General features: G+C 67.7%; 23 protein-coding genes. 12 read left to right on the top strand and 11 right to left on the bottom strand.

Features of this window, described 5'->3' with window-relative positions:
- Positions 1-46: 46 nt before the first annotated feature.
- Genes QGN17_RS13310 through QGN17_RS13295 form a run of 4 tightly spaced genes read right to left on the bottom strand, consistent with a single transcriptional unit; the run spans position 47 to position 2,973 of the window.
- Complete coding sequence (locus QGN17_RS13310; protein WP_281044958.1) at positions 47-1,240, bottom strand: CCA tRNA nucleotidyltransferase; 1,194 nt, start codon at positions 1,238-1,240, stop codon at positions 47-49.
- The gene (locus QGN17_RS13305; RefSeq protein ID WP_390902667.1) at positions 1,237-1,821 is read right to left on the bottom strand and encodes a CoA pyrophosphatase; all 585 of its coding nucleotides are present in this window, start codon (positions 1,819-1,821) and stop codon (positions 1,237-1,239) included. Before QGN17_RS13305 ends, QGN17_RS13310 begins: the two co-directional genes overlap by 4 nt.
- Positions 1,818-2,402, bottom strand: coding sequence for a DUF1285 domain-containing protein (locus QGN17_RS13300; protein WP_281044957.1), 585 nt, complete (start codon positions 2,400-2,402; stop codon positions 1,818-1,820). The genes QGN17_RS13305 and QGN17_RS13300 overlap by 4 nt, the downstream gene beginning before the upstream one ends.
- Before the next feature lie 40 nt (positions 2,403-2,442).
- Positions 2,443-2,973, bottom strand: a complete 531-nt coding sequence (locus QGN17_RS13295; RefSeq protein WP_281044956.1) for a GNAT family N-acetyltransferase — start codon at positions 2,971-2,973, stop codon at positions 2,443-2,445.
- Positions 2,974-3,114: 141 nt separating this feature from the next.
- Here QGN17_RS13295 and QGN17_RS13290 point away from each other — a divergent pair, with 141 nt between their 5' ends.
- Both QGN17_RS13290 and QGN17_RS13285 read left to right on the top strand, forming a co-directional pair.
- On the top strand, positions 3,115-3,492 hold the full coding sequence (locus QGN17_RS13290) for a dihydroneopterin aldolase (protein WP_281044955.1): 378 nt from the start codon (positions 3,115-3,117) through the stop codon (positions 3,490-3,492).
- The gene (locus tag QGN17_RS13285) at positions 3,489-4,265 is read left to right on the top strand and encodes an SDR family oxidoreductase (RefSeq protein ID WP_281044954.1); all 777 of its coding nucleotides are present in this window, start codon (positions 3,489-3,491) and stop codon (positions 4,263-4,265) included. The genes QGN17_RS13290 and QGN17_RS13285 overlap by 4 nt, the downstream gene beginning before the upstream one ends.
- Here the strand turns inward: QGN17_RS13285 and QGN17_RS13280 are convergent.
- On the bottom strand, positions 4,262-4,996 hold the full coding sequence (locus tag QGN17_RS13280) for a hypothetical protein (RefSeq protein WP_281044953.1): 735 nt from the start codon (positions 4,994-4,996) through the stop codon (positions 4,262-4,264). The genes QGN17_RS13285 and QGN17_RS13280 overlap by 4 nt on opposite strands.
- A 398-nt stretch (positions 4,997-5,394) precedes the next feature.
- Between QGN17_RS13280 and QGN17_RS13275 the strand changes: the two genes are divergently transcribed.
- From QGN17_RS13275 to QGN17_RS13250, 6 genes are all read left to right on the top strand, one after another.
- On the top strand, positions 5,395-6,057 hold the full coding sequence (locus QGN17_RS13275; RefSeq protein ID WP_281044952.1) for an energy transducer TonB: 663 nt from the start codon (positions 5,395-5,397) through the stop codon (positions 6,055-6,057).
- Positions 6,058-6,142: 85 nt separating this feature from the next.
- Positions 6,143-6,910, top strand: a complete 768-nt coding sequence (locus QGN17_RS13270) for a MotA/TolQ/ExbB proton channel family protein (protein ID WP_281044951.1) — start codon at positions 6,143-6,145, stop codon at positions 6,908-6,910.
- A 97-nt stretch (positions 6,911-7,007) separates the two neighbouring features.
- Complete coding sequence (locus tag QGN17_RS13265) at positions 7,008-7,487, top strand: ExbD/TolR family protein (RefSeq protein ID WP_281044950.1); 480 nt, start codon at positions 7,008-7,010, stop codon at positions 7,485-7,487.
- Between the two features lie 36 nt (positions 7,488-7,523).
- Positions 7,524-7,964, top strand: coding sequence for an ExbD/TolR family protein (locus QGN17_RS13260; RefSeq protein WP_449325353.1), 441 nt, complete (start codon positions 7,524-7,526; stop codon positions 7,962-7,964).
- A gap of 30 nt (positions 7,965-7,994) precedes the next feature.
- Positions 7,995-8,417 carry an ExbD/TolR family protein gene (locus tag QGN17_RS13255; RefSeq protein ID WP_281044949.1) on the top strand — a complete coding sequence of 141 codons (423 nt, stop codon included), beginning with the start codon at positions 7,995-7,997 and terminating at the stop codon, positions 8,415-8,417.
- 70 nt (positions 8,418-8,487) lie between these two features.
- On the top strand, positions 8,488-9,630 hold the full coding sequence (locus tag QGN17_RS13250; RefSeq protein WP_281044948.1) for an AAA family ATPase: 1,143 nt from the start codon (positions 8,488-8,490) through the stop codon (positions 9,628-9,630).
- On the opposite strand, the gene QGN17_RS13245 is transcribed toward QGN17_RS13250, so the two are convergent.
- A complete protein-coding gene (locus QGN17_RS13245) occupies positions 9,627-10,172 on the bottom strand; it encodes a GNAT family N-acetyltransferase (protein WP_281044947.1) in 546 nt (181 codons plus the stop codon). The two genes, QGN17_RS13250 and QGN17_RS13245, sit on opposite strands and share 4 nt — an antisense overlap.
- Positions 10,172-10,450, bottom strand: a complete 279-nt coding sequence (locus QGN17_RS13240; protein ID WP_281044946.1) for a DUF3297 family protein — start codon at positions 10,448-10,450, stop codon at positions 10,172-10,174. Before QGN17_RS13240 ends, QGN17_RS13245 begins: the two co-directional genes overlap by 1 nt.
- 192 nt (positions 10,451-10,642) lie before the next feature.
- On the opposite strand from QGN17_RS13240, the gene acnA reads away from it, so the two are divergent.
- Positions 10,643-13,318 (top strand): aconitate hydratase AcnA, encoded by a 2,676-nt coding sequence (acnA, locus tag QGN17_RS13235; RefSeq protein WP_281044945.1) that lies wholly within the window; start codon positions 10,643-10,645, stop codon positions 13,316-13,318.
- A 166-nt stretch (positions 13,319-13,484) separates the two neighbouring features.
- Positions 13,485-13,961, top strand: coding sequence for a VOC family protein (locus tag QGN17_RS13230; RefSeq protein WP_281044944.1), 477 nt, complete (start codon positions 13,485-13,487; stop codon positions 13,959-13,961).
- Between the two features lie 2 nt (positions 13,962-13,963).
- On the opposite strand, the gene QGN17_RS13225 is transcribed toward QGN17_RS13230, so the two are convergent.
- The 4 genes from QGN17_RS13225 to QGN17_RS13210 all read right to left on the bottom strand — a co-directional run bounded on the left by QGN17_RS13225 (position 13,964) and on the right by QGN17_RS13210 (position 17,133).
- Positions 13,964-14,245 (bottom strand): hypothetical protein, encoded by a 282-nt coding sequence (locus tag QGN17_RS13225; RefSeq protein ID WP_281044943.1) that lies wholly within the window; start codon positions 14,243-14,245, stop codon positions 13,964-13,966.
- The gene (ygfZ, locus tag QGN17_RS13220) at positions 14,242-15,033 is read right to left on the bottom strand and encodes a CAF17-like 4Fe-4S cluster assembly/insertion protein YgfZ (RefSeq protein ID WP_281044942.1); all 792 of its coding nucleotides are present in this window, start codon (positions 15,031-15,033) and stop codon (positions 14,242-14,244) included. The genes QGN17_RS13225 and ygfZ overlap by 4 nt, the downstream gene beginning before the upstream one ends.
- 63 nt (positions 15,034-15,096) lie before the next feature.
- Positions 15,097-15,255 (bottom strand): hypothetical protein, encoded by a 159-nt coding sequence (locus QGN17_RS13215; protein WP_281044941.1) that lies wholly within the window; start codon positions 15,253-15,255, stop codon positions 15,097-15,099.
- Positions 15,256-15,339: 84 nt separating this feature from the next.
- On the bottom strand, positions 15,340-17,133 hold the full coding sequence (locus QGN17_RS13210; protein ID WP_281044940.1) for an ABC transporter transmembrane domain-containing protein: 1,794 nt from the start codon (positions 17,131-17,133) through the stop codon (positions 15,340-15,342).
- A 192-nt stretch (positions 17,134-17,325) separates the two neighbouring features.
- On the opposite strand from QGN17_RS13210, the gene QGN17_RS13205 reads away from it, so the two are divergent.
- Positions 17,326-18,546 carry a polyhydroxyalkanoate depolymerase gene (locus QGN17_RS13205; RefSeq protein ID WP_281044939.1) on the top strand — a complete coding sequence of 407 codons (1,221 nt, stop codon included), beginning with the start codon at positions 17,326-17,328 and terminating at the stop codon, positions 18,544-18,546.
- A complete protein-coding gene (locus QGN17_RS13200) occupies positions 18,536-20,107 on the top strand; it encodes a hypothetical protein (protein ID WP_281044938.1) in 1,572 nt (523 codons plus the stop codon). Before QGN17_RS13205 ends, QGN17_RS13200 begins: the two co-directional genes overlap by 11 nt.

The following is a 20,107-nucleotide window of genomic DNA, read 5'->3' as shown; positions in this document are numbered from 1 at the left end:
GGTTGCCGATCAAACGATCCTCGACGCGAATCGACGCGTGTGCCAGCTATTTATTTTGCGCTGCAGCAACGGCGTCCCGCGCCAGCACATCGATGCGGTCGCGATTCGGGAAGCCTTCCTTCAGCCACTGTTTCTCGACCTGCTGGAGCGTCGCCGCGACAATCGGGCCGGGGATCAGCCCCAATCTGATCAGGTCGCCGCCGGTCAGCGGAAAGCGGGGCGCCTGCCATGCTGCGGCGATTCTCGCCCGATCGGCAAGGCCCATCAGCAACGTCATGTCCGTCGCACTGGCATTGCCGAACGAATAGACCAGCCCCTCCGGCGGCGCGAAGATCGGCCGCGCGGCGAGGACCAGCCGCTTGCGATCGGCGTTGGAGAGCTTGAGCCGCGCGCCGACCTGCTCGGCGATCTTCTCGTCCTCCGGCAGCAGGGCGGCGAGGCGGCGGAGGCCGTCGGGGGCGATGCCGGCCTCTTTCTCGCACGCCACCAGCGCCGCCAGCCGGTCCGCCGCGACGATCTCGGGCAGCACCGGCGCGAAAAGGCCGCCCGCCAGCATCGCCTCGACCGTCGAAACCGGATCGCCCACCGCCAGCAGCTTGAGCAGTTCCGCCGCGATCCGCTCGCGCGAGAGCGCCATCAGATCCTTCGCGCGCGCCACGCAGGCGGCGTAGGATTCTGCGTCCGGCGCGTCCGTCCCGAAGCGGGCGTGGAAGCGGAAGAAGCGCAGGATGCGCAGGTGATCCTCGGCGATACGGGTCAGCGGATCGCCGATGAAGCGCACCCGCCCCTCCGCGAGATCGGCGAGGCCGCCGAAATAATCATGGACCTCGCCGGTCAGCGGATCGGCGGACAGAGCGTTGATCGTAAAGTCGCGCCGCGCGGCATCCTCGCGCCAGTCCTCGGTGAAGGCGACCGTCGCGTGGCGGCCGTCGGTGGAAACGTCACGGCGCAGCGTCGTCACCTCAACGGTCCGCCCGCCGATCACCACCCCGATCGTGCCGTGCGCGAGGCCCGAGGCGGATGACCATGTGGTGAGCCCCGCCGCCTTCGCCCGCGTCTCGGCCTCCTGCGGGGCAAGGCGGGTGGCCACGTCGATATCCTGCGGATCGTGGCCGAGCAGCGTATCGCGCACCCAGCCGCCGATATAGCGCGCGCCGTCCGCGCCGCCGTCCAGCGCCTCGATCAGCCGCTCGAGCGCTTCGCGGTCGGTGCCGTGGGCGGGGACCGGAACCTTCGTCACGCGGCAAGCCGGCGGGTAAGGTTGACGATCATCGCGGCGGTGGCGCCCCAGATCCGGCGATCCTGCCACAGGATCTCGTAGTAACGGCGCATCGCCCCGCGAAACTCGGCTTCCTTGCGCTGCTGGTTGGCGGGGTCCAGCACGAAGGCGAGCGGCACCTCGAAAATGTCGGCGACCTCGAACTCGCGCGGGCGGAGCAGCAGATCGGGCGGCACCACGCCGATGATCGGCACGATCGAGAAGTTGGTCACGGTGCGATAGGGCGCATCGCTCCCCACGATCGTGACCGCATCGCGGGGGATGCCGATCTCCTCGTTGGCTTCGCGCAGCGCCGTGTCGGCCGGATCGATATCGGTCGGGTCGGCGCGGCCGCCGGCGAAGGCGATCTGGCCGGGATGCTTGCGCAGCGCCTCGTTGCGCCTGGTCAGGATCAGGCCGGGTTCCGGCCGGTCGGTGATCGCGACGAGCACGGCCGCCGGCACGATCGGGTCGCTGTCCGGCATGGTCATGTCGCCGGCGAGCGGCGCCGGGATGTGCGCCGTCGCCTCCAGCTGCGCGCGGAGTGTCTCGGCCAGCGTCACCGGGGCGCCGGCTCCAGCGCGAAGAAGGCGCCGTCGCTCCACAGGCCGGTGCGGCCGTCGGGGCCGGGCACCTCGTCCAGCGCGAGATTGGCCAGTTCGTAATAGACCGGCCGCGCGACCAGCGCGTCGAGCCCGCCGCGCACCCGCAGATAGGGATGCTCGCCATGGCCGCGATCCTCGATCACGAGCGGACGATCCGGCCCGGCGATGACGAGATCGCCGACATTGGTGCGGAAGGCGAGGCGGCGGTCCTCGCCCGTGCCCTCGCTCTCCATCTCCACCGCGATGAAGGGCGCGTCCTCCACCGCGATCGAGAGCTTCTCGACCGGCGTCACCAGCACATGCCCGCCATCGGCCTCGCGCCGCAGCACCGTGGAGAACAGCCGCACCAGCGCGGCGCGGCCGATCGGCGAGCCTTCGTGCCACCATTGGCCGTCGGCGGCGATCCGCATCCCGCTGTCGCCGCAATGATCGGGATCCCACTTCTCGACCGGGGGCAGGCGACCGTCGGCGGCCATCTGCGCGATCTCGCTCAGCGACAGGCCGGCGATCGCGTCCGGCGGGGGATTGGTCAGCGGCATGACCATCCCCCTAGGACGATTTGCCCGCCCCTTGGAAGCCTCAGCGTCGCGGGCCGAGCATTCCGGCTGCGGGCAGCGTGCGCCCGTCGTCGAGTCGCGCGAGCAGGCGATGCCGCTCGAACGGGCCGGGCAGGGACCATCCGCCGGTCGCGTCCGCCGCGAAGCCGAACGGGCCGTAATATTCCGGATCGCCGATGAGCACCGCCGGAATCCCGGTGTCGTCGATCGCGGTGAGCGCGCGGCGGAGCATGGTGCGGGCGATCCCCTCACCGCGCCGCTCCGGGCTGACCGCGATCGGGCCGACCAGCCAGAGCGGCGTCGCCGTCCCGTCGTCTTCGACCAGCGAGGCCGGCCAGCTCTGCAGCGATCCGACCAGCGTGCCATGCTCGTCGAACGCGACGCAGCTCGCCTCGGCGGAGAAGTCCATGCCTTCGCGCAGGCGGTAGGCGGTCCGTCGCTGGCGTTCGGCGCCGAAGGCCAGATCGAGCAGCTGCTCGATGCCTGTCAGATCCGCCGGTTCGATCGGGGCAAGATGCGCGCCGTGCGCGCCCGCCGCGATGATGTTCGCCATGCCGTCCACCTATGCCTGTCCTCCATATGGATGATTCGGGAGGCGCGCGCTGTACGGCCAATCGCCCAGAAAAGCGAAATCCTTGCCGTACAGGCCTGTGCCGCCTAGGCGGGACGCCTAGTGCAAGGACATGAAAGCGGCATGACGGACGATCTCCTCCAGCTCCAGGTCTCCAACATCGAGACGATGGTGCTGACCGGCATCTATTCGGAGGAAACCCACCTGCCGCAGCCGCTGCGCGTGTCGGTGACGGTCGATCTGAAGCTGCCGACACGCAAATATGCGCCCGACACGCCGCTGGCCGAATCGAAGAATTATCTCGATCTGAAGCACGCCGTCACGCAGTCGCTACCCGAGGGGCTGCACTTCACGCTGATCGAGGCGGTGGCCGATCACGTCTGCGCCAAGCTCTTCGCGGAGGACGAGCGGGTGCTGCGCGTCGAGGTGACGATCGTGAAGCTCGCGATCAGCGAGAAAGGCGAGGAGATCGGCATCCGCATGGTGAGGAACCGGGCGTGACCCGCCCGCTCGCGCTGGTGACCGGCGGCTGCCGCCGGCTCGGCGCGGCGATCTGCATCGCGCTGGCGGATGCGGGATACGACCTCGCGATCCACAGCAGCCCGGCCTCCGCGCCCGAGGAGGGGCTGAGCGAACGGCTGACCGCGGCGGGGGCCGCCTGGCATCACCTGACCGCGGACCTTTCGGACGCGGCGGCGGTCGAGGCGCTGCTGCCGGCGGTGCACCGGGCGGCCGCGCGCTGGCCCGCGCTGCTCGTCAACAACGCCGCGCGCTTCGACTATGATTCGCCCGAAACGGTGCGCCAGTCCGGCCTGATCGACCATTATGCGGTCAACTGCGCGGCGCCGGTGCTGCTGGCGCGCGCGCTGGCTGCGATCGCTTCGGCCGGGCATCCGGTGGCGATCGTCAACATCCTCGACCAGCGGATCGCCGCACCCAATGCGGACCAGTTCAGCTACACGCTGTCCAAGCTCGCGCTGTCCGAGGCGACGACGATTCTCGCCCGTCAGTTCGCGCCGCACGTCCGCGTCTCGGCGGTCGCGCCGGGGCTGACGCTGCCGACGCCCGATTATGACGCGGCGCGGATGGCCCGCGCGGCGGCGCGGATGCCGCTGGAACTGCTCGCCGATCCGGCCGAGATCGCCGAGGCGGTGGTCTACCTCGCCCGTGCCCGCGCGGTGACCGGGCAGACCCTGTTCGTCGATGGTGGCGCGCACCTGCGCCACTATCCGCGCGATTTCCTGTATCTGGAGAGCGAGGGCGGCGCCTCCTAGCTCGCCGGCCCGTCCGTCCGTCCGCAGGCGCCGAGACCGTCGAGCACCAGCTTGTAATCGGCCTGCGCGGCCGTTGCGTCGTCCGGCGCCTGATCGGCGACCGCATCGGCGGGAAGCTGCGCGGGCAGCGAGCAGGCGAGGCGATACCAGAGCAACGTATCCTTCTGCGGCGCGGCCGCCGCATCGTCGACAATCTCGCCGAGCGAGACCGTCCAGCGCGGATCCTCGCCGGGATGACGCTGGATGTTGAGCGAGACGGGGCGGTTGTCCGCCGTCTTGAGGAAGATCTGGGTCTCGCCCTCGCCCGGAATGCTGCCCGCGACGTGAAAGGCGTGGCCGATGCCCGTCACGACCGGCGGTGCCGACGGGCCGTTCGCCTGCGTCAGGATGGTCCGCAGCCGCTGTTCGAGGTCCGGCGTCCAGGTCAGCTGCGCGGTCTTGGAAACGAGCTGGAGCATCCCCGGCTTGCCGGGCACCGGCCGGGCGAGGAGAATCAGTTTGGCCTTCTTGAGCTTGGGAAGGCGATTCGCGGATGTCATCGGCACGTCGGCGATCCAGGAGACGCTGGCGGGCACGCCACCCTGCCCGGCGATCAGCGCGTTCACGTCACCCTCGATATAGAAGCGCGCGAAACCGGGCGCGACGCCGGCCGCATCGGCATCCTTCAGGTGTACGGTATCGTGCACGGTGACGATCACCGCGATCTGTCCCGCAAATGCGAGATCGGCCAAGTCCGCATATCCGATCTCGGGCGGAGAAGCTGGCGGAGTATTGGATTGCGCCGATGCTGCGCTTGCGAAGAAGAACGCAGCAAGAAGGATTGCCGGGCCGGTCTTCGTTGCAGGTCTCATCGGCTTTCGTCCTTCCTTTCGACAGCATCCGCCGGGATGCGGCATGGTCGATTTTCCTGCCGTCATGCGCGGCCCGATTCAAGGCTTTAGGCGCCCGGAAAACCGGTCGCGGGCCAAACATTACTCAATCGTATATGTAAGGGATGGACATCAAAACGAACGCTGAATAGCATGAAGTGACGGCAAGGGGGGTCAGATGGCCCGCGATGTTTCGCGGGTGGCTGACTTCCGCTGTCATGCCGCAGCCTATTCGCCCCAGCACGGAGTGGCTCTCTTTAATGGCTTACGTCGACCAGAATCAAAGCGGTCAGAAAACGGTCTCAGCGGTCATTTCCGCGATCGTTCTCGGCGCAGTCGGCTACGCGTTCGTCAACGGTCTGGCATACGACGCCTATAAAAAGGTGGCCACCAAGCTGAACGTGATCGACATCAAAACCCCGCCGCCGCCGCCGCCCAAAAAGCCGCCGCCCCCGCCCAAGGAGACCCCGAAGGTCGAATCGCCGCCGATCGTGGCGCCCCCGCCGGTGGTGACCCCGCCGGTCGTGGCTCCGACGATCATCACGGCGCCGAAGGCTCCCCCCGTGATCATCCCGCAGGCGCCGGTCGCCCCCTCGCCGCCGCCGCCGCCGCCCAAGCCCAGTGAGGCCGTGGGTTTGAAGCCACGCGGCAATCCGGGCGATTGGGTCACTTCGGACGATTACCCGCCCGGCGCGCTTCGCAACAACGAGGCTGGCGTCACCGGCTTCAAGTTGGATGTGGGACCGGACGGTCGCGTCACGAACTGCACGGTGACCTCGTCGAGCGGATTCCCCGATCTCGACCAGACCGCCTGCCGCCTGCTGCCGCGCCGAGCGCGCTTCACGCCGGCGAAGGATGCGTCCGGCAACGGCATTGCGAGCACGTATAGCAACAATATGCGCTGGCAGATCCCGAAGGACTAAGCCGGATGCACGGGGGCGCGACGCGCGCCTCCGTCGCCGTTCCCGATAATCGAAAACAGACATTCTGACCAAGGAACCGACGACCATGACGACCCCCACCACCGCCGCCGCCGGCTCCGCCGCAGAACAGTACGGCCTCTGGAACGCCCTCAATCAGGGTGGCGTGATCAGCTGGACCGTGTTCATCCTGCTCGTGGGCTCGCTGTTCATCTCGCTCTTCATCCTGCTTTCCAAGTGGTGGGAGCAGCAGAAGATCATCGGCCAGGCCAAGAAGGTCCGCGCCGGCTTCTGGTCCGCGCCGAACCTGCGTGACGCCGCCACCAAGCTCGAGAAGAACTCGGCCTACCGCCAGATCGTCGACGACGGCCTGCTCGCCGAGGACCAGCACGACAAGCTGAAGGATCCGATCGACCAGCACGAGTGGATCAACAACTCGATCGCCCGCTCGACGGCCTCGATCGGCGCCAAGCTCTCGGGCGGCCTGCCGTTCCTCGCGACGGTCGGCTCGGTCGCTCCGTTCGTCGGTCTGTTCGGTACCGTGGTCGGCATCTACCGCGCGCTGATCGCCATCGGCGCCTCGGGTTCGGCCTCGATCGACAAGGTCGCCGGCCCGGTCGGTGAAGCTCTGATCATGACCGCGCTCGGCCTCGTCACCGCCGTTCCGGCCGTGCTCGCCTACAACTGGCTGCTGCGTCGCAACAAGGTGATCATGGAGGGTCTCGTGGCCTTCGCCAACGACGTCCATGGCTACATGGTGTCGGGTGGCGCGGTGCGTCCGTCCTACGGCCTGACCAAGGCTGCCCAGCCGAAGGTCGCTGCGACCGCCTCGGGCGTGCAGACCACCAAGGCCTGATTTCGGTGAAGGCCGCCGCCGCATCTCCGGATGCGGCGGCGGCCCGAGCGGGCCTCGCCCGCCTCCACCGCAAGTATTAGAATAGGACCGAATTCCGATGGCCATGAGTGTAGGCGGCGAAGGTGGCGATGACACGCCCATCTCGGACATCAACACGACGCCGCTCGTCGACGTCATGCTGGTGCTCCTGATCATCTTCCTGATCACCGTTCCGGTCGTGCTGCAGACCATCCCGCTCAAGCTGCCGACGGTGCGCAACGAGCCGACGGTCACCAAGCCGGAGAACGTCAACCTGTCCGTGAAGGCCGACGCGGCCGGCAACTGTCAGGTCTACTGGGGCATCGAGAAGGTCGACTCCAAGTCGCTGCTCGATCGCGCCGTGAAGAAGCTGAAGTTCGAGATCGACAAGCAGGGCGGCGTCCAGAACGTCACCCCGGATACCCTGCCGGAAGCGCATATCCGCGGCGACCAGAACACGCCGTACAAGTGCATCGGCGGTGTCGTCTCGACGCTGTCGCAGGCGGGCTTCCTCAAGGTCGGCTTCATCTCGCAGCCCGAAACGCCGGGCGGACCGTAATTTCGGCGGCCTGAACAAGATTTTGGAGTAATTGCGATGGCAATGTCTGCAGGCACCGCCGAAGGCGAGCCCATGATGGACATCAACACGACGCCGCTGATCGACGTCATGCTGGTGCTGCTCATCATGTTCATCATCACCATTCCCCCGCAGACCCATGCCGTGAAGCTGGATCTGCCGGTTCCCAACAATGCACCGCCGCCGCCGATCCTTCCGACGAAGAACACGATCTCGACGGACGCGGCCGGCAGCATCTTCTGGAACGGCCAGCCGCTTCCGGCCGGCGAGGCGGGCCTCGTCACTCTTCGTCAGTATCTCGATCTGACGAAGAACATGCCCGACGAGCCGGAACTGCATCTGTTGCCGGATCCGCAAACGCGCTACGATACGATCGACAACATCCTGGCGGTCGTGAAGAAGAGCCAGGTCGGCAAGTTCGGCTTCGAGGGCAACGAGCGCTACGCCAACGCCTTCTGATCCGGGCTTACCCGGTCAAGGAGGATGAACATGGCGATTTCCGTTCGGAGTATCGAACCGTCCCCGCTGATGGAGATCAACACGACGCCGCTCATTGACGTCCTGCTGGTTCTCCTGATCATGTTTATCCTCACGATCCCGATCCAGACACACAAGGTGCCGCTCGACCTCCCGTCGGGCGGCACTCCTGCTATCGAGCACCCCGACAAGAACCTGATCTCGACCGATGCGGCCGGGCACATGTTCTGGAACGGCCAGGCGGTCGCCGATCTCAGGACGCTTCGCCAGTATATCGATCTGTCCGAGACGCAGGCGATGGAGCCGGAGCTTCACCTGAGGCCCGATCCCGCCACGCGCTACGCGATCGTCGACGGCATCATCGCGGTGGTGAAGCAGAGCCAGGTCGGCAAGTTCGCCTTCGAGGGCAACGAGCGATACGCCGGGGTCTTCTGATCGCTGCGGCGCGAATGAGAAGAGGGGGAGCCGATAGCGGCGCACCCCACGTCGTGGACTAGCCCCGGCCGTGATCGATCGCATCGCCATCGCCGGTTATCGTTCGCTGCGCGATGTCGTGCTGCCGCTCGGTCAGCTGACCCTCGTCACCGGCCCCAACGGCAGCGGCAAGTCCAGCCTCTATCGTGGCCTGCGGCTGCTGGCGGATGTCGCGCAGGGCGGGGTGGTGCGCTCGCTTGCCGCCGAGGGTGGTCTCGAATCGACGCTGTGGGCGGGGCCAGAGGCGTTCGGCCGCGCGATGAAGACGGGCGAGCATCCCGTTCAGGGGACGGTCCGCAAGCATCCGGTCCACCTCCGGCTCGGCTTTGCGGGCAACGATCATGGCTATGCGATCGATCTCGGCCTGCCGACGCCCGGAGCCTCGCCGTTCGGGCACGATCCGGAGATCAAGGTGGAGGCGGTGTGGACCGGCGGCCGCCTCGCCAACCGCAATCTCATCGCCGAGCGGCGCGGGCCGATGGTGCGCGTCCGCCGGCAGGACGACGGCACATGGCGCACGTCGTTCGAGCAATTGTCCAGCTTCGACAGCATGATGACGCATTGCGCGGATCCGGTGGACGGGCTGGAACTGCTGACGCTGCGCGAAAGGATGCGTGGCTGGCGCTTCTATGACCAGCTCCGCACCGATCGTGATGCCCCGGCGCGGCGCGCGCAGGTCGGCACCTTCACGCCGGTGCTGGCGGGGGACGGGTCGGATGTTGCCGCCGCCATCCGCACCATCCAGGCGATCGGCGATGGCGGGGCGCTCGACGATACGATCGCCGATGCCTTCGACGGCGCGACGATCGATGGTGGCGCGGAACTGCGGATGCGCCAGCCCGGCCTGTTGCGTCCGCTCGGCGCGGCCGAGCTGTCGGACGGTACGCTGCGCTACATCCTGCTCGCCGCTGCCCTGCTGTCGCCTCGGCCGCCCGAGCTGATGGTGCTGAACGAGCCGGAATCGAGCCTCCACCCGAGCCTTCTCGCGCCGCTCGCCCGGCTTCTCCGTCTTGCCGCGCAGCGTTCGCAGATCGTCGTGGTCTCCCATGCCGAGCGGTTGGTCTCGGCCCTGTCGGATGGCTGGGGAACGGAGACCATTCGCCTCTCGAAAGAGCTTGGCGAGACGGTGGCGGAGGAGGTGGCGGCGCCGGCCTGGGAGTGGCCGGTCCGTTAGCCGGCCATCGCCCGCGTGGCCCAGTCCGATCGCCGGATGGCGTAGACGACATGCGTCACCGGCGCGCCGTTCAGCATCACCGTCTCCGTCCGTCCGGTCAGGCGCCCGCCGATCTTCTCCATCGCGCGGCGCGATCGCAGATTGTCTTCGCCGACCCGAAACAGCGCGGTGTCGACGAAGCGGAAGGCGTGATCGAGCATCAGCCGCTTCATCGCGGCATTGTAACGGCCGCCCCACAGGCGACGCGCCAGGAAGGTCCAGCCGATCTCGACTTCGCCCGGCTCGCACCGCCCCATCGAATAGCGCGAGAAGCCGACGATCGCGCCGCTCGCTTGCTCGATTGCGACGAGCCCGCCCTGATCGGCGAAGGCGCCATCGAGGAAGGTGCGGAACACCGGCTCCTGCCAGCGGTCATGCGCCGGGTGGACCTCCCAGATCTCCCGATCCGACGCCACCGCGAACAGCGCGTCGAAATCGTCGGGCCGGGCGGGCCGGAGCGCGAGCAGGTCGCCGTCGAGCGTCGGCTGGAAATCGAAGGGCATCAGCTCTCCGCGTCGCCGTCGCTCCCGGCCTCGTCCGCCGCCGCGCGCTTGAAATAAGGCTCGACCACGCCCTTCAGCTTGAGCGTCATCGGATTGCCCTTGCGGTCGAGCGAACGGCCGGCGGCGACCTTGATCCAGCCCTCCGACACGCAATATTCCTCGACGTTGTTCTTTTCGACACCGTTGAAGCGGATGCCGACGTCGCGCTGCAGGACGTCCGCGTCGTAGAGCGGCGAGCGCGGGCTGACGGAAAGGCGATCGGGGGGCGTGTCGGTCATGGTCTCGTCCGGTCTGTGGGGCGGAAAGCGCCCGGTTCGGCGGCGCTCTTAGCGGTTCGGGCGGCATAATCCAAATTCCGTGCGGCCGGTGTGTTGAGACCGATTCGCAGCTTGCCCCGCGCCCTTTCAGAACGGGCACCCCGTTGCTATCTCCCGCCCGACTCCTCCGCCCCTGCACAAAGGAATTCCGCCATGACCGCGATCGGACAGGACACGCTCAACACCCGAGACAGTCTGGAGGTCGGCGGCAAGACGATTCACTATTATTCGATCGCCAAGGCGGCCGAGCAGATCGGCGATGTCTCCAGGCTGCCCTTCTCGATGAAGGTGCTGCTGGAGAATCTGCTGCGCTTCGAGGATGGCACCACCGTCACCGTCGAGGACATCAAGGCGATGGTCCAGTGGCTGACCGACAAGACCAGCGAGCGGGAGATCCAGTATCGCCCGGCGCGCGTGCTGATGCAGGATTTCACCGGCGTGCCCTGCGTGGTCGATCTGGCGGCGATGCGCGACGCGATGAACAGCCTTGGCGGCGATGCGCAGAAGATCAACCCGCAGGTGCCGGTGCATCTCGTTATCGACCATTCCGTGATGGTCGACGAGTTCGGCACGCCCAAGGCGTTCGAGGACAATGTCGAACTCGAGTACCAGCGCAATTCCGAGCGCTACGAATTCCTCAAGTGGGGCAGCAAGGCGCTCGATAACTTCAAGGTCGTGCCGCCGGGCACCGGCATCTGCCACCAGGTGAACCTGGAGCATATCGCGCAGGCGGTGTGGACCTCGAAGGACGATGCCGGCGAGACGATCGCGTACCCGGATACCTGCGTTGGCACCGACAGCCATACCACGATGGTCAACGGCCTCGGCGTGCTGGGCTGGGGCGTCGGCGGCATCGAGGCGGAAGCCGCGATGCTCGGCCAGCCCGTCTCGATGCTGATCCCCGAGGTGGTCGGCTTCAAGTTCACCGGCGAGCTGCAGGAAGGCGTGACCGCCACCGATCTGGTGCTCACCGTCACCCATATGCTGCGCAAGAAGGGCGTGGTCGGCCGCTTCGTCGAGTATTTCGGCCCCGGCCTCGCCAGCCTGACGCTCGCCGATCGCGCCACGATGGGCAACATGGCGCCGGAATATGGCGCCACCTGCGGCTTCTTCGGCATCGACGACAAGACGCTCGACTATATGCGCCTGACCGGCCGTGACGAGGATCAGATCGCGCTGACCGAGGCCTATGCCAAGGCGCAGGGCCTGTGGCTCGATCCCGATGCCGAGCCGGTCTTCACCGATACGCTGGAGCTGGACCTCTCGACCGTCCGTCCGTCGCTCGCCGGCCCGAAGCGCCCGCAGGACAAGGTGGTGCTGGAGGAGGTGGACGACACCTTCAATGCGGACCTGTCCGGCGTCTACAAGCATGACGGCTTCAAGCGCGTGCCCGTCGAGGGCAGGAGCCACGATATCGGCGACGGCGACGTGGTGATCGCCGCCATCACGTCGTGCACCAACACGTCGAACCCGTCGGTGCTGGTCGCCGCCGGTCTCGTCGCGCAGAAGGCCAACGCGTTGGGCCTCAAGCCCAAGCCGTGGGTGAAGACCAGCCTCGCGCCCGGTTCGCAGGTCGTCACCGACTATCTGGAGAAGTCCGGCCTGCAGGCCGATCTGGACGCGATCGGCTTCAATCTGGTCGGCTATGGCTGCACCACTTGCATCGGCAACAGCGGCCCGTTGGCCGAGCCGATCAGCAAGGCGATCAACGGCAACGACATCGTCGCGGCGTCGGTGCTGTCGGGCAACCGCAACTTCGAAGGCCGCGTCTCGCCGGACGTGCGCGCCAACTTCCTCGCCTCGCCGCCGCTGGTCGTCGCCTATGCGCTCAAGGGCACGGTGACCGAGGATTTCACCACCACCCCGATCGGCCAGTCGACCGAGGGCAAGGACGTGTTCCTCAAGGACATCTGGCCGACCAACGCCGAAGTCCGCGCGGCGATCGACGCCAATATCGACCGCGACATGTTCACCAGCCGCTACGCGCACGTCTTCACCGGCGACGAGAAGTGGCAGGCGATCAGCGTGACCGGATCGGACACCTACAGCTGGAATCCGAGCAGCACCTACGTTGCCAACCCGCCCTATTTCGAGGGCATGAGCATGACGCCGGCGCCCGTCACCGACATCATCGATGCGCGCCCGCTGGCGATCTTCGCCGACTCGATCACCACCGATCACATCTCGCCGGCCGGTTCGATCAAGGCGGACAGCCCCGGCGGCCGCTACCTCTCCGAGCATCAGGTCTCGAAGGCGGACTTCAACTCCTACGGCTCGCGCCGCGGCAACCATGAAGTGATGATGCGCGGCACCTTCGCCAACATCCGCATCAAGAACGAGATGACGCCCGGCATCGAGGGCGGCGTCACGAAGTACGTTCCGACCGGCGACGTCGAGGCGATCTACGACGCCGCGATGAAATACAAGGCGGAGGGCACCCCGCTCGTCGTGATCGGCGGCAAGGAATATGGCACCGGCTCGTCGCGCGACTGGGCGGCGAAGGGCACCACCCTGCTCGGCGTCCGAGCCGTGATCGTCGAGACCTTCGAGCGCATCCACCGCTCGAACCTGGTCGGCATGGGCGTGCTGCCGCTGCAGTTCGCCGATGGCGTCGACCGCAAGACGCTCAAGCTCGACGGATCGGAAACCTTCACGATCACCGGAGTCGCGGACCTGCGCCCGCGCCAGACCGTGACGGTCGAGCTGACCCGCGCCGATGGCTCCAGGGAGACGTTCGAGACCCGTTGCCGGATCGATACCGTCAACGAGCTGGAATATTTCCTCAACGGCGGCATCCTCCAGTACGTGCTGCGCAAGCTGGCGGCATAAGCCTGCCGGCCATCGCTCGCCGATCGTGGGGCGGGGTGCGGAAGATCTCCGCGCCCCGCCCTTCGCGTATCCGAGGTTGAGCCGCCGGGCCGGGCGGGGCATCCTCCACCCCGCGAGCGGCCAGCGGCATCGCCCGGCCGACTCGCCCAAAAGCGGGAGAGTGGACATGCCGAAGGTGAGCACCTGCCTGTGGTTCGGGACGGATGCGGAGGAGGCGGTGCGCCTCTACGTCTCGCTCGTGCCCGATTCGCGGATCGATCACATCCAGCGCGCCCCGGCCCCCTGGCCGGGCGGCGAGGCGGGCGAGGTGATCATGATCCAGTTCACGCTGGGCGGGCAGGGCTTCCAAGCGCTCAACGGCGGAAAACCCGAAAATTACGGCAATGCCGCATCGATCTCGGTTGATTGCGCCGATCAGGCGGAAGTCGATCGCCTGTGGGCGGCGCTGACTGCCGATGGCGGGCAGGCGATCATGTGCGGCTGGCTGCGCGATCGCTGGGGCGTGCCGTGGCAGATCGTGCCGGAGATCATGCCTCGCCTGCTCGCCGATCCCGATCCGGCGGTGGCGAAGCGCGCCTTCGATGCGATGGTGACGATGGTGAAGCTGGACGTCGCCGCGCTGGAGAAGGCGGCGGCAGGCTGAGATCAGTCCTTGTCGCGGTTGCGCGTGTCGAAGCGTGCCTCGCCGATCCCCTGCGGGTTGGCGCGCACGAAGCGGATGAGCGCGATGCCGCCGCCAATCGTCAGCACCAGCACGAAGCCGAGCAGTACCCAGTCGATCGGCTCCATCCGGAAACCGTAGCTGCGTGCGAGCAGCAGTACCGCGGCGGCGGTGACGATCGCGAAGGCGCCCGTGACGAAGATCACCCCGACGCCGCCCTGCGCCGCGCTGCGGCTCGGCGGCAGGCTGCGCGGCTGGTCGCTCATGCCGGCTGCTCCTCGGCGATCGCTTCGGCCAGCCACGCCGGCACGATCGGCCGCGCTTCGGCATCGCCCAGCTTCACGGCGTGGCCGGCGCGCAGATGCTCGACGCGGACGGGCGCCACCGCCAGGCCGAGATCGGGATACCATGCGCGCGCGGCCTCGCCGGGATCGGCCTCCACCTCGCAGACGACCAGCCGGCGGTTGACCTTCTGCCGCCAGTTCATCCGCGCGGTATTCTCCTGGCCCACATAGCAGCCCTTGGTGAAGCTCACCCCGTGCAGCTCGACGGCATTGGCCTCCAGCCAGAGGGTCTTGTCGGTGCCGAGTTCGTCGATCCCCTCGGGCACGCCATGGCCCAGCCGCCACGTCCGCCAGGCGAGATCGGCGGTCTCGTTGTCGATCGCGGGCGCCAGCCAGCGGCAGCCGAGGCCGGGCAGGCGCGGATCGGCGAACAGCCGGGTTTCCGGCTCCTCGCTCATATCAGGCCGCCAGTGGACGGCCAGCGCCTCGTCGCGCGCGATCGTGATCGGGCGGCGCAGGCGATACATGGTGAGGCGCTTCGCCAGCGCATCGGCCTGCGTCGCCTCGCAATCGACGAGAATATCGGCGTCGTCGGGCCACAGCAGGAAATCCCACTGCGCCTTGCCCTGCGCGGTGAGCAGGGCTGCCCAGACCGGCCGGCCTTCCGCCAGCACGCGCGTGTCGTTGGTGACGAGGCCCTGCAGGAAGCCGGCGACATCCTCGCCGGACAACCGGATCAGGGCACGGGCGGCGAGGCGGGTGGCGGTCATGCAGGGGAGGTGGCGCATCGCCACCGCCCTTTCAAGTCTCGGTACGGGTAAGCCGTGTCGGCGTCAGCGCGCCGCGCGGCGGAATTCGATCGAGCGCAGTTCGCCGACCAGCCGGTTGACGGTGGCGCGGAGCGCCGGGTCGATCGGGTCGTTCGATGCCTTGCCGTGGGCGCCACGGGACAGCATCCGGTCGATCATGGTCATCGCGTAATCGTTACTCATCGCGGCCTCCAAATCTAAAGGCCTTGTCGCCGATGATGGTTAATAACTCTTATCCATGATGCGACGAAGCGAGCCGAACGCGATTTACGCCACCGCGTCGAACTGCAGCTTGGCGAGGCGGGCGTAGAGGCCGGAGCCGGCGAACAGCTCGTCATGGGTGCCCTGCTCGACGATGCGGCCGGCCTCCATCACGACGATGCGATCGGCCGAGCGGACGGTAGCGAGGCGGTGGGCGATCACCATCGTGGTGCGGCCGTTCATCAGCCGCTCCAGCGCGTCCTGCACCAGCCGCTCGCTCTCGGCGTCGAGCGCGGATGTCGCCTCGTCGAGCAGCAGCAGCGGGGCGTCGCGCAGCAGGGCGCGGGCGATGGCGACGCGCTGGCGCTGGCCGCCGGAAAGCCGCGCGCCGCCTTCGCCGAGGAAGGTGTCGAGCCCCTCGGGCAGCGCCTTCAGGAAGCCCGCCGCGTTGGCCGCCTCGGCCGCCGTCCACAATTCCTCGTCGTCCGCGTCCCAGCGGCCGTAGCGCAGGTTGTCGCGGGCGGACGCGCCGAAGATCACCGTGTCCTGCGGCACCATCGCGATGCGGCGGCGGATGTCTGCGGGGTCGGCCTCGGTCAGCGGCACGCCGTCGAGCAGCAGGCGGCCGCCCTGCGGATCGTAGAAGCGCTGGGCGAGCTGGAGCAGGGTCGACTTGCCGGCACCCGAAGGTCCGACCACCGCCACCGTCTGCCCCGGCGGCACGTCGAGCGAGAAACCGGCCAGCGCCGAGACGTCCGGCCGGGTCGGGTACTGGAAGGTGACGTTCTCGAAGCGGAGGTGCCCCAAAGCGAATTCAGGCAGCGCGCGCGGATGGGCGGGGGCACGGATCTCGGCGCGCTCGGACAGCAATTCGCTCAACCGGCTGGCCGCGCCGGCGCCGCGCAGCAGGTCGCCATAGACCTCGGCGAGCGACCCGAAGGAGCCGGCGACGATGAGGCAGATGCCGACGAAGGCGGTGATCGCACCACCCGTCATGCGGCCGCTCGCCACGTCCAGCGTTCCTTCCCACAGGATGAGAATGATCGCTCCGAAGAACAGGCCGATGACCATGGACGTCATGATCGCGCGAACGCGGATGCGGCGCTTGGCGGCCGCGAAGACGGCCTCGGCGGCGGAACGGAAGCGATCAGCCTCGCGTGGTTCCTGATTGAAGGCTTGCACGATCCTCATTGCACCGAGCGTTTCGGTGGCGCGCGCGCCAACCTCGGCGATTCGGTCTTGCGAGCCACGTGACAAGCCGCGCACCTGTCGGCCCATCAGAATGATCGGCAGCAGCACCAGGGGAAGCCCTACCACCATCATCGCCGCCAGTTTCACCGAAAGGGTGAAAAGCGAGGCTATGCCGCCAATCATGGTGAAACTGGAACGGAGCGCGACGGATATGGTCGTTCCGACGACCTGTTCGATCAACGCGGTGTCGGACGTGAGGCGGGAGGCGATTTCGGACGGGCGGTTTTCCTCGAAAAAACGAGGACTCAGCGTGAGGAGATTTTCCTGCACTTCGATGCGCAGATCCGCGACCACGCGCTCGCCCAGCCAGGACACATACCAAAACCGGATAGCCGTCGCCACCGCAAGGACCGCGACCACCACGAGCATCAACTGGAATGATGCGCTGACCGCATGCGGATCGAACCCGCCGTGGAAGCCACGATCGATTACCCGCTTGAACCCCCATGGGATGCCCAGCGTCGCCGCCGAGGATACGCAGAGCGCCACGAACGCGGCGGCGATATGGCCGGGGTAGCGCAGGGCCCGCGCCCATACGAGGCGAAGGTTGCCGAGCTTGCGCTCCTGGGGGTCTGTGGGCGGGGCGGCTTTGACGGGGGCGCGGGCCATGGCGGCGGGTTAGCACCGGCCTCGCCGCCGCTCAATCGCAAGAAAGTTGCGCGCTCGATCGCCCTGACCGAAAGAACTGTGGATAGCGGCGCTCCGGATACCTATTTTGCAAGCGCGAAGGCGCCGCCATGCGTTAGAAGGGCGCAAAGATTTTGCTGCTAGCGTGATCCGCTGGCGCCTGAGGAGATCGAATTGCTGTACGATGCCTATGAACTCCAGCGCTCCTGGCTGTCGGGCGCGAGCCTGATGGCCAACATGGGCGCGGAGTGGCTGCAGAATCCTGCCAATCCGCTCGGGCAGACCGGTTTCGGCCCGATGATCGCCTCCGGCCTCGACGTTTTCGCGCACGCATCGCAGCCGCGCGGCAAGCCGGGCTTCGGCTTCGAGACCGCGAAGGTGGATGGCAAGGACGTCACGGTGTTCGAGGAGATCGTGCTCCGCAAGCCGTTCGGCCAGCTCAAGCGCTTCCGCAAGGACGGCGTCGAGGGACAGCCCAAGCTGTTGATCGTCGCCCCGATGTCCGGCCACTTCGCCACGCTGTTGCGCGGTACGGTGGAGCGGATGCTGCCCGGCCACGACGTCTACATCACCGACTGGCGCGACGCGAAGTACGTGTCGCTGGAAGACGGTCGCTTCGACCTCGACGACTATATCGATTACGTCATCGATTTCCTGGCGCATATCGGGCCGAACACGCATGTGCTGGCGGTCTGCCAGCCGTCGGTGCCGGTCTATGCCGCCACCTGCGTGATGAATGCGGACAAGCATCCCTGCCGCCCGGCGACGCTCACCATGATGGGCGGCCCGATCGACACCCGCAAGGCGCCGACGGCGGTGAACACCGTCGCCACCCAGCGCCCGCTCGCCTGGTTCCAGCAGAACGTGATCGCCACCGTGCCCTTCTTCTATCCGGGCGCGGGGCGGAAGGTGTATCCGGGCTTCCTGCAGCTCACCGGCTTCATGGCGATGAACCTCGGCAACCACCTGATGAGCCACTACAAGATGTTCACGCATCTGGTGCAGGGCGACGAGGAATCGGCCGATTCCACCAAGGCCTTCTACGAGGAATATCGTTCGGTCTGCGACATGACCGAGGAATTCTACATCCAGACGATCGTCGACGTGTTCCAGCAGCACAAGCTGCCCAAGGGCCAGCTGTTGCATCGCGGCCGCAAGGTCGATCCGGGCGCGATCACCGACACCGCGATCCTCGCGGTCGAGGGCGAGCGGGACGACATCTCCGGCGTCGGCCAGACCAAGGCGGCGCTCACAATCTCGAAGAACCTCGCGGATGAGAAGAAGAAGTATCTGCTCGCCGAGAAGGTGGGTCATTACGGCATCTTCAACGGCCGCCGCTGGCGCGAGGTGATCGCGCCCGTGATGGAGAGCTGGATCGTGGAGCATGGCGCCTGAGCGCCCGTTGCGCCTGCTGATCGGCGCGGCGCTAGCCGCGCTCCTCGCCTTGCCCGTGCAGGCGGCGCTGCCCCGCACGCCGCTGGCGTCGCCCAAGCCCCGGATCGTGGGCGACGCGGTGATCGCGCGCGCGGCGACGCTGGCGCAGGCCGGTGACTGCAAGGCGGTGCTCGGCCTGCTCGATCCGGTGGTGGCGGGGCAGGCGGGCGCGGGCACGCCGACCCGCTTCGCCGCCCAGCTGCTGCGTCTGCCGTGCCTCTCCACCGTCGGGCGATCGGCGGAGTCGCCGGCCGTGCTGGCAGAGCTGAAGCAGGTCTCGCCGACCAATCCGGTGGTGCTTGGCTACGAGGTGTTCGCCGATCTCGATGCGGGCCGCTACGCGCAGGCGGCGGACAATCTCGGCGCGATCGCGGACAGCCGATCGAAGGCGCTGGCGCTCATGCCGGGCGATCTCTGGCAGGCGCTGGCGCAGAAGCTCACCATCGCGGGCGATACCCAGCGGCGGGACCGCGTGGCGCTCAGCCTCGCGCTCGCCGACTGGGATCCGGCCGACCAGCCCGAGCTTTCACAATCGGTCGCCGCCGATGGCGTCGGTGCGTTGCTCGACCAGAAGGCCGAGGATGATGCGCGCCAACTGCTCGGCCGGATCGATCGGCCGGCCCTGCTGTGGCAGATGGCGATCGAGCATCGCTACGCCGCGCTCTGGCCGGATATCGAGGCGAAGATCGGCCCCGCCGGCGGACGGGCGATCGACCGCTACGCGCGCACCGCGCTCGATGGATATGCCGCCGCGCCGCAGGATCTGCAGGCGCAGCTCGATGCGGCGCAGGCCTTCCTCGTCCTCGGCCGGTTCGACGACGTGGCGAGCGTCGCGGGTGCGACCGCGATCGCCCCGCACATGAGCGAACCGCAGGTGAGCCTCGTGCTGGCTGACGCGACGGCGCTGGCGGCGGCGGGTGAGCGGGATCGTGCGCTCGACCGGCTGCGCCCCTTCGCCCATACGGACTTCAAGACCAACCCGCAGGCGGCGGGCGCGCTGATCACGCTCGCCGAATTGCTCGATCAGTCGGGCCGGTATGACGAGGAACTGGCGGTGGCGCAGGCGGGTGCGGCGCAATCGGCCTATCTATCGCCCTTCGGTCTCGCGTGGCTGCAACGCAACCGGGTCTGCGCGCTGACCGGCCTTGGTCGCGCCGCCGAGGCGAAGGCGGCGGGTGATGCACTCAAGGCGTCGGCGAAAGACAATCAGGCCGCCGCGATCGAGGGCCTGCTCTGCGCCGGCCGCGACGACGAGGCGGCGGCGATCGCGATCGCCACGCTGGCGACGGGCGAGGGGGCGGATCGTCTCGCCGATCAGTTCCAGCCCGACGGTGCGCTGCTGCCGCATCCCCCGTCGAGGCTGCGCGGACTGTGGGCGCGCCTGCTCGGCCGTGCCGACGTGCGCGCCGCGTTCGATCGTGCGGCGCGGATCATGCCCAGGCCCTACTGGCCCGCATCCACCCCCCGGCCATTGCCCGCGCCGCCGTCCGATGGCACGGGCGATGGCCTGACCACGACCTGA

The organism is Sphingomonas oryzagri, from assembly GCF_029906645.1.
Taxonomy (GTDB): Bacteria; Pseudomonadota; Alphaproteobacteria; order Sphingomonadales; family Sphingomonadaceae; genus Solisphingomonas; species Solisphingomonas oryzagri.
This window is presented reverse-complemented; position numbering and strand designations above follow the sequence as displayed.

Excerpts from the sequence above, each read along its gene's own strand:
- QGN17_RS13300 (WP_281044957.1), bottom strand. The coding sequence starts at position 2,402 with ATGCCGCTGACCAATCCCCCGCCGGACGCGATCGCCGGCCTGTCGCTG.
- QGN17_RS13295 (WP_281044956.1), bottom strand. The coding sequence starts at position 2,973 with ATGGCGAACATCATCGCGGCGGGCGCGCACGGCGCGCATCTTGCCCCG.
- QGN17_RS13290 (WP_281044955.1), top strand. The coding sequence starts at position 3,115 with ATGACGGACGATCTCCTCCAGCTCCAGGTCTCCAACATCGAGACGATG.
- QGN17_RS13275 (WP_281044952.1), top strand. The coding sequence starts at position 5,395 with ATGGCTTACGTCGACCAGAATCAAAGCGGTCAGAAAACGGTCTCAGCG.
- QGN17_RS13270 (WP_281044951.1), top strand. The coding sequence starts at position 6,143 with ATGACGACCCCCACCACCGCCGCCGCCGGCTCCGCCGCAGAACAGTAC.
- QGN17_RS13265 (WP_281044950.1), top strand. The coding sequence starts at position 7,008 with ATGGCCATGAGTGTAGGCGGCGAAGGTGGCGATGACACGCCCATCTCG.
- QGN17_RS13260 (WP_449325353.1), top strand. The coding sequence starts at position 7,524 with ATGGCAATGTCTGCAGGCACCGCCGAAGGCGAGCCCATGATGGACATC.
- QGN17_RS13255 (WP_281044949.1), top strand. The coding sequence starts at position 7,995 with ATGGCGATTTCCGTTCGGAGTATCGAACCGTCCCCGCTGATGGAGATC.
- QGN17_RS13245 (WP_281044947.1), bottom strand. The coding sequence starts at position 10,172 with ATGCCCTTCGATTTCCAGCCGACGCTCGACGGCGACCTGCTCGCGCTC.
- QGN17_RS13240 (WP_281044946.1), bottom strand. The coding sequence starts at position 10,450 with ATGACCGACACGCCCCCCGATCGCCTTTCCGTCAGCCCGCGCTCGCCG.
- acnA (WP_281044945.1), top strand. The coding sequence starts at position 10,643 with ATGACCGCGATCGGACAGGACACGCTCAACACCCGAGACAGTCTGGAG.
- QGN17_RS13230 (WP_281044944.1), top strand. The coding sequence starts at position 13,485 with ATGCCGAAGGTGAGCACCTGCCTGTGGTTCGGGACGGATGCGGAGGAG.
- QGN17_RS13225 (WP_281044943.1), bottom strand. The coding sequence starts at position 14,245 with ATGAGCGACCAGCCGCGCAGCCTGCCGCCGAGCCGCAGCGCGGCGCAG.
- ygfZ (WP_281044942.1), bottom strand. The coding sequence starts at position 15,033 with ATGACCGCCACCCGCCTCGCCGCCCGTGCCCTGATCCGGTTGTCCGGC.
- QGN17_RS13215 (WP_281044941.1), bottom strand. The coding sequence starts at position 15,255 with ATGAGTAACGATTACGCGATGACCATGATCGACCGGATGCTGTCCCGT.
- QGN17_RS13210 (WP_281044940.1), bottom strand. The coding sequence starts at position 17,133 with ATGGCCCGCGCCCCCGTCAAAGCCGCCCCGCCCACAGACCCCCAGGAG.
- QGN17_RS13200 (WP_281044938.1), top strand. The coding sequence starts at position 18,536 with ATGGCGCCTGAGCGCCCGTTGCGCCTGCTGATCGGCGCGGCGCTAGCC.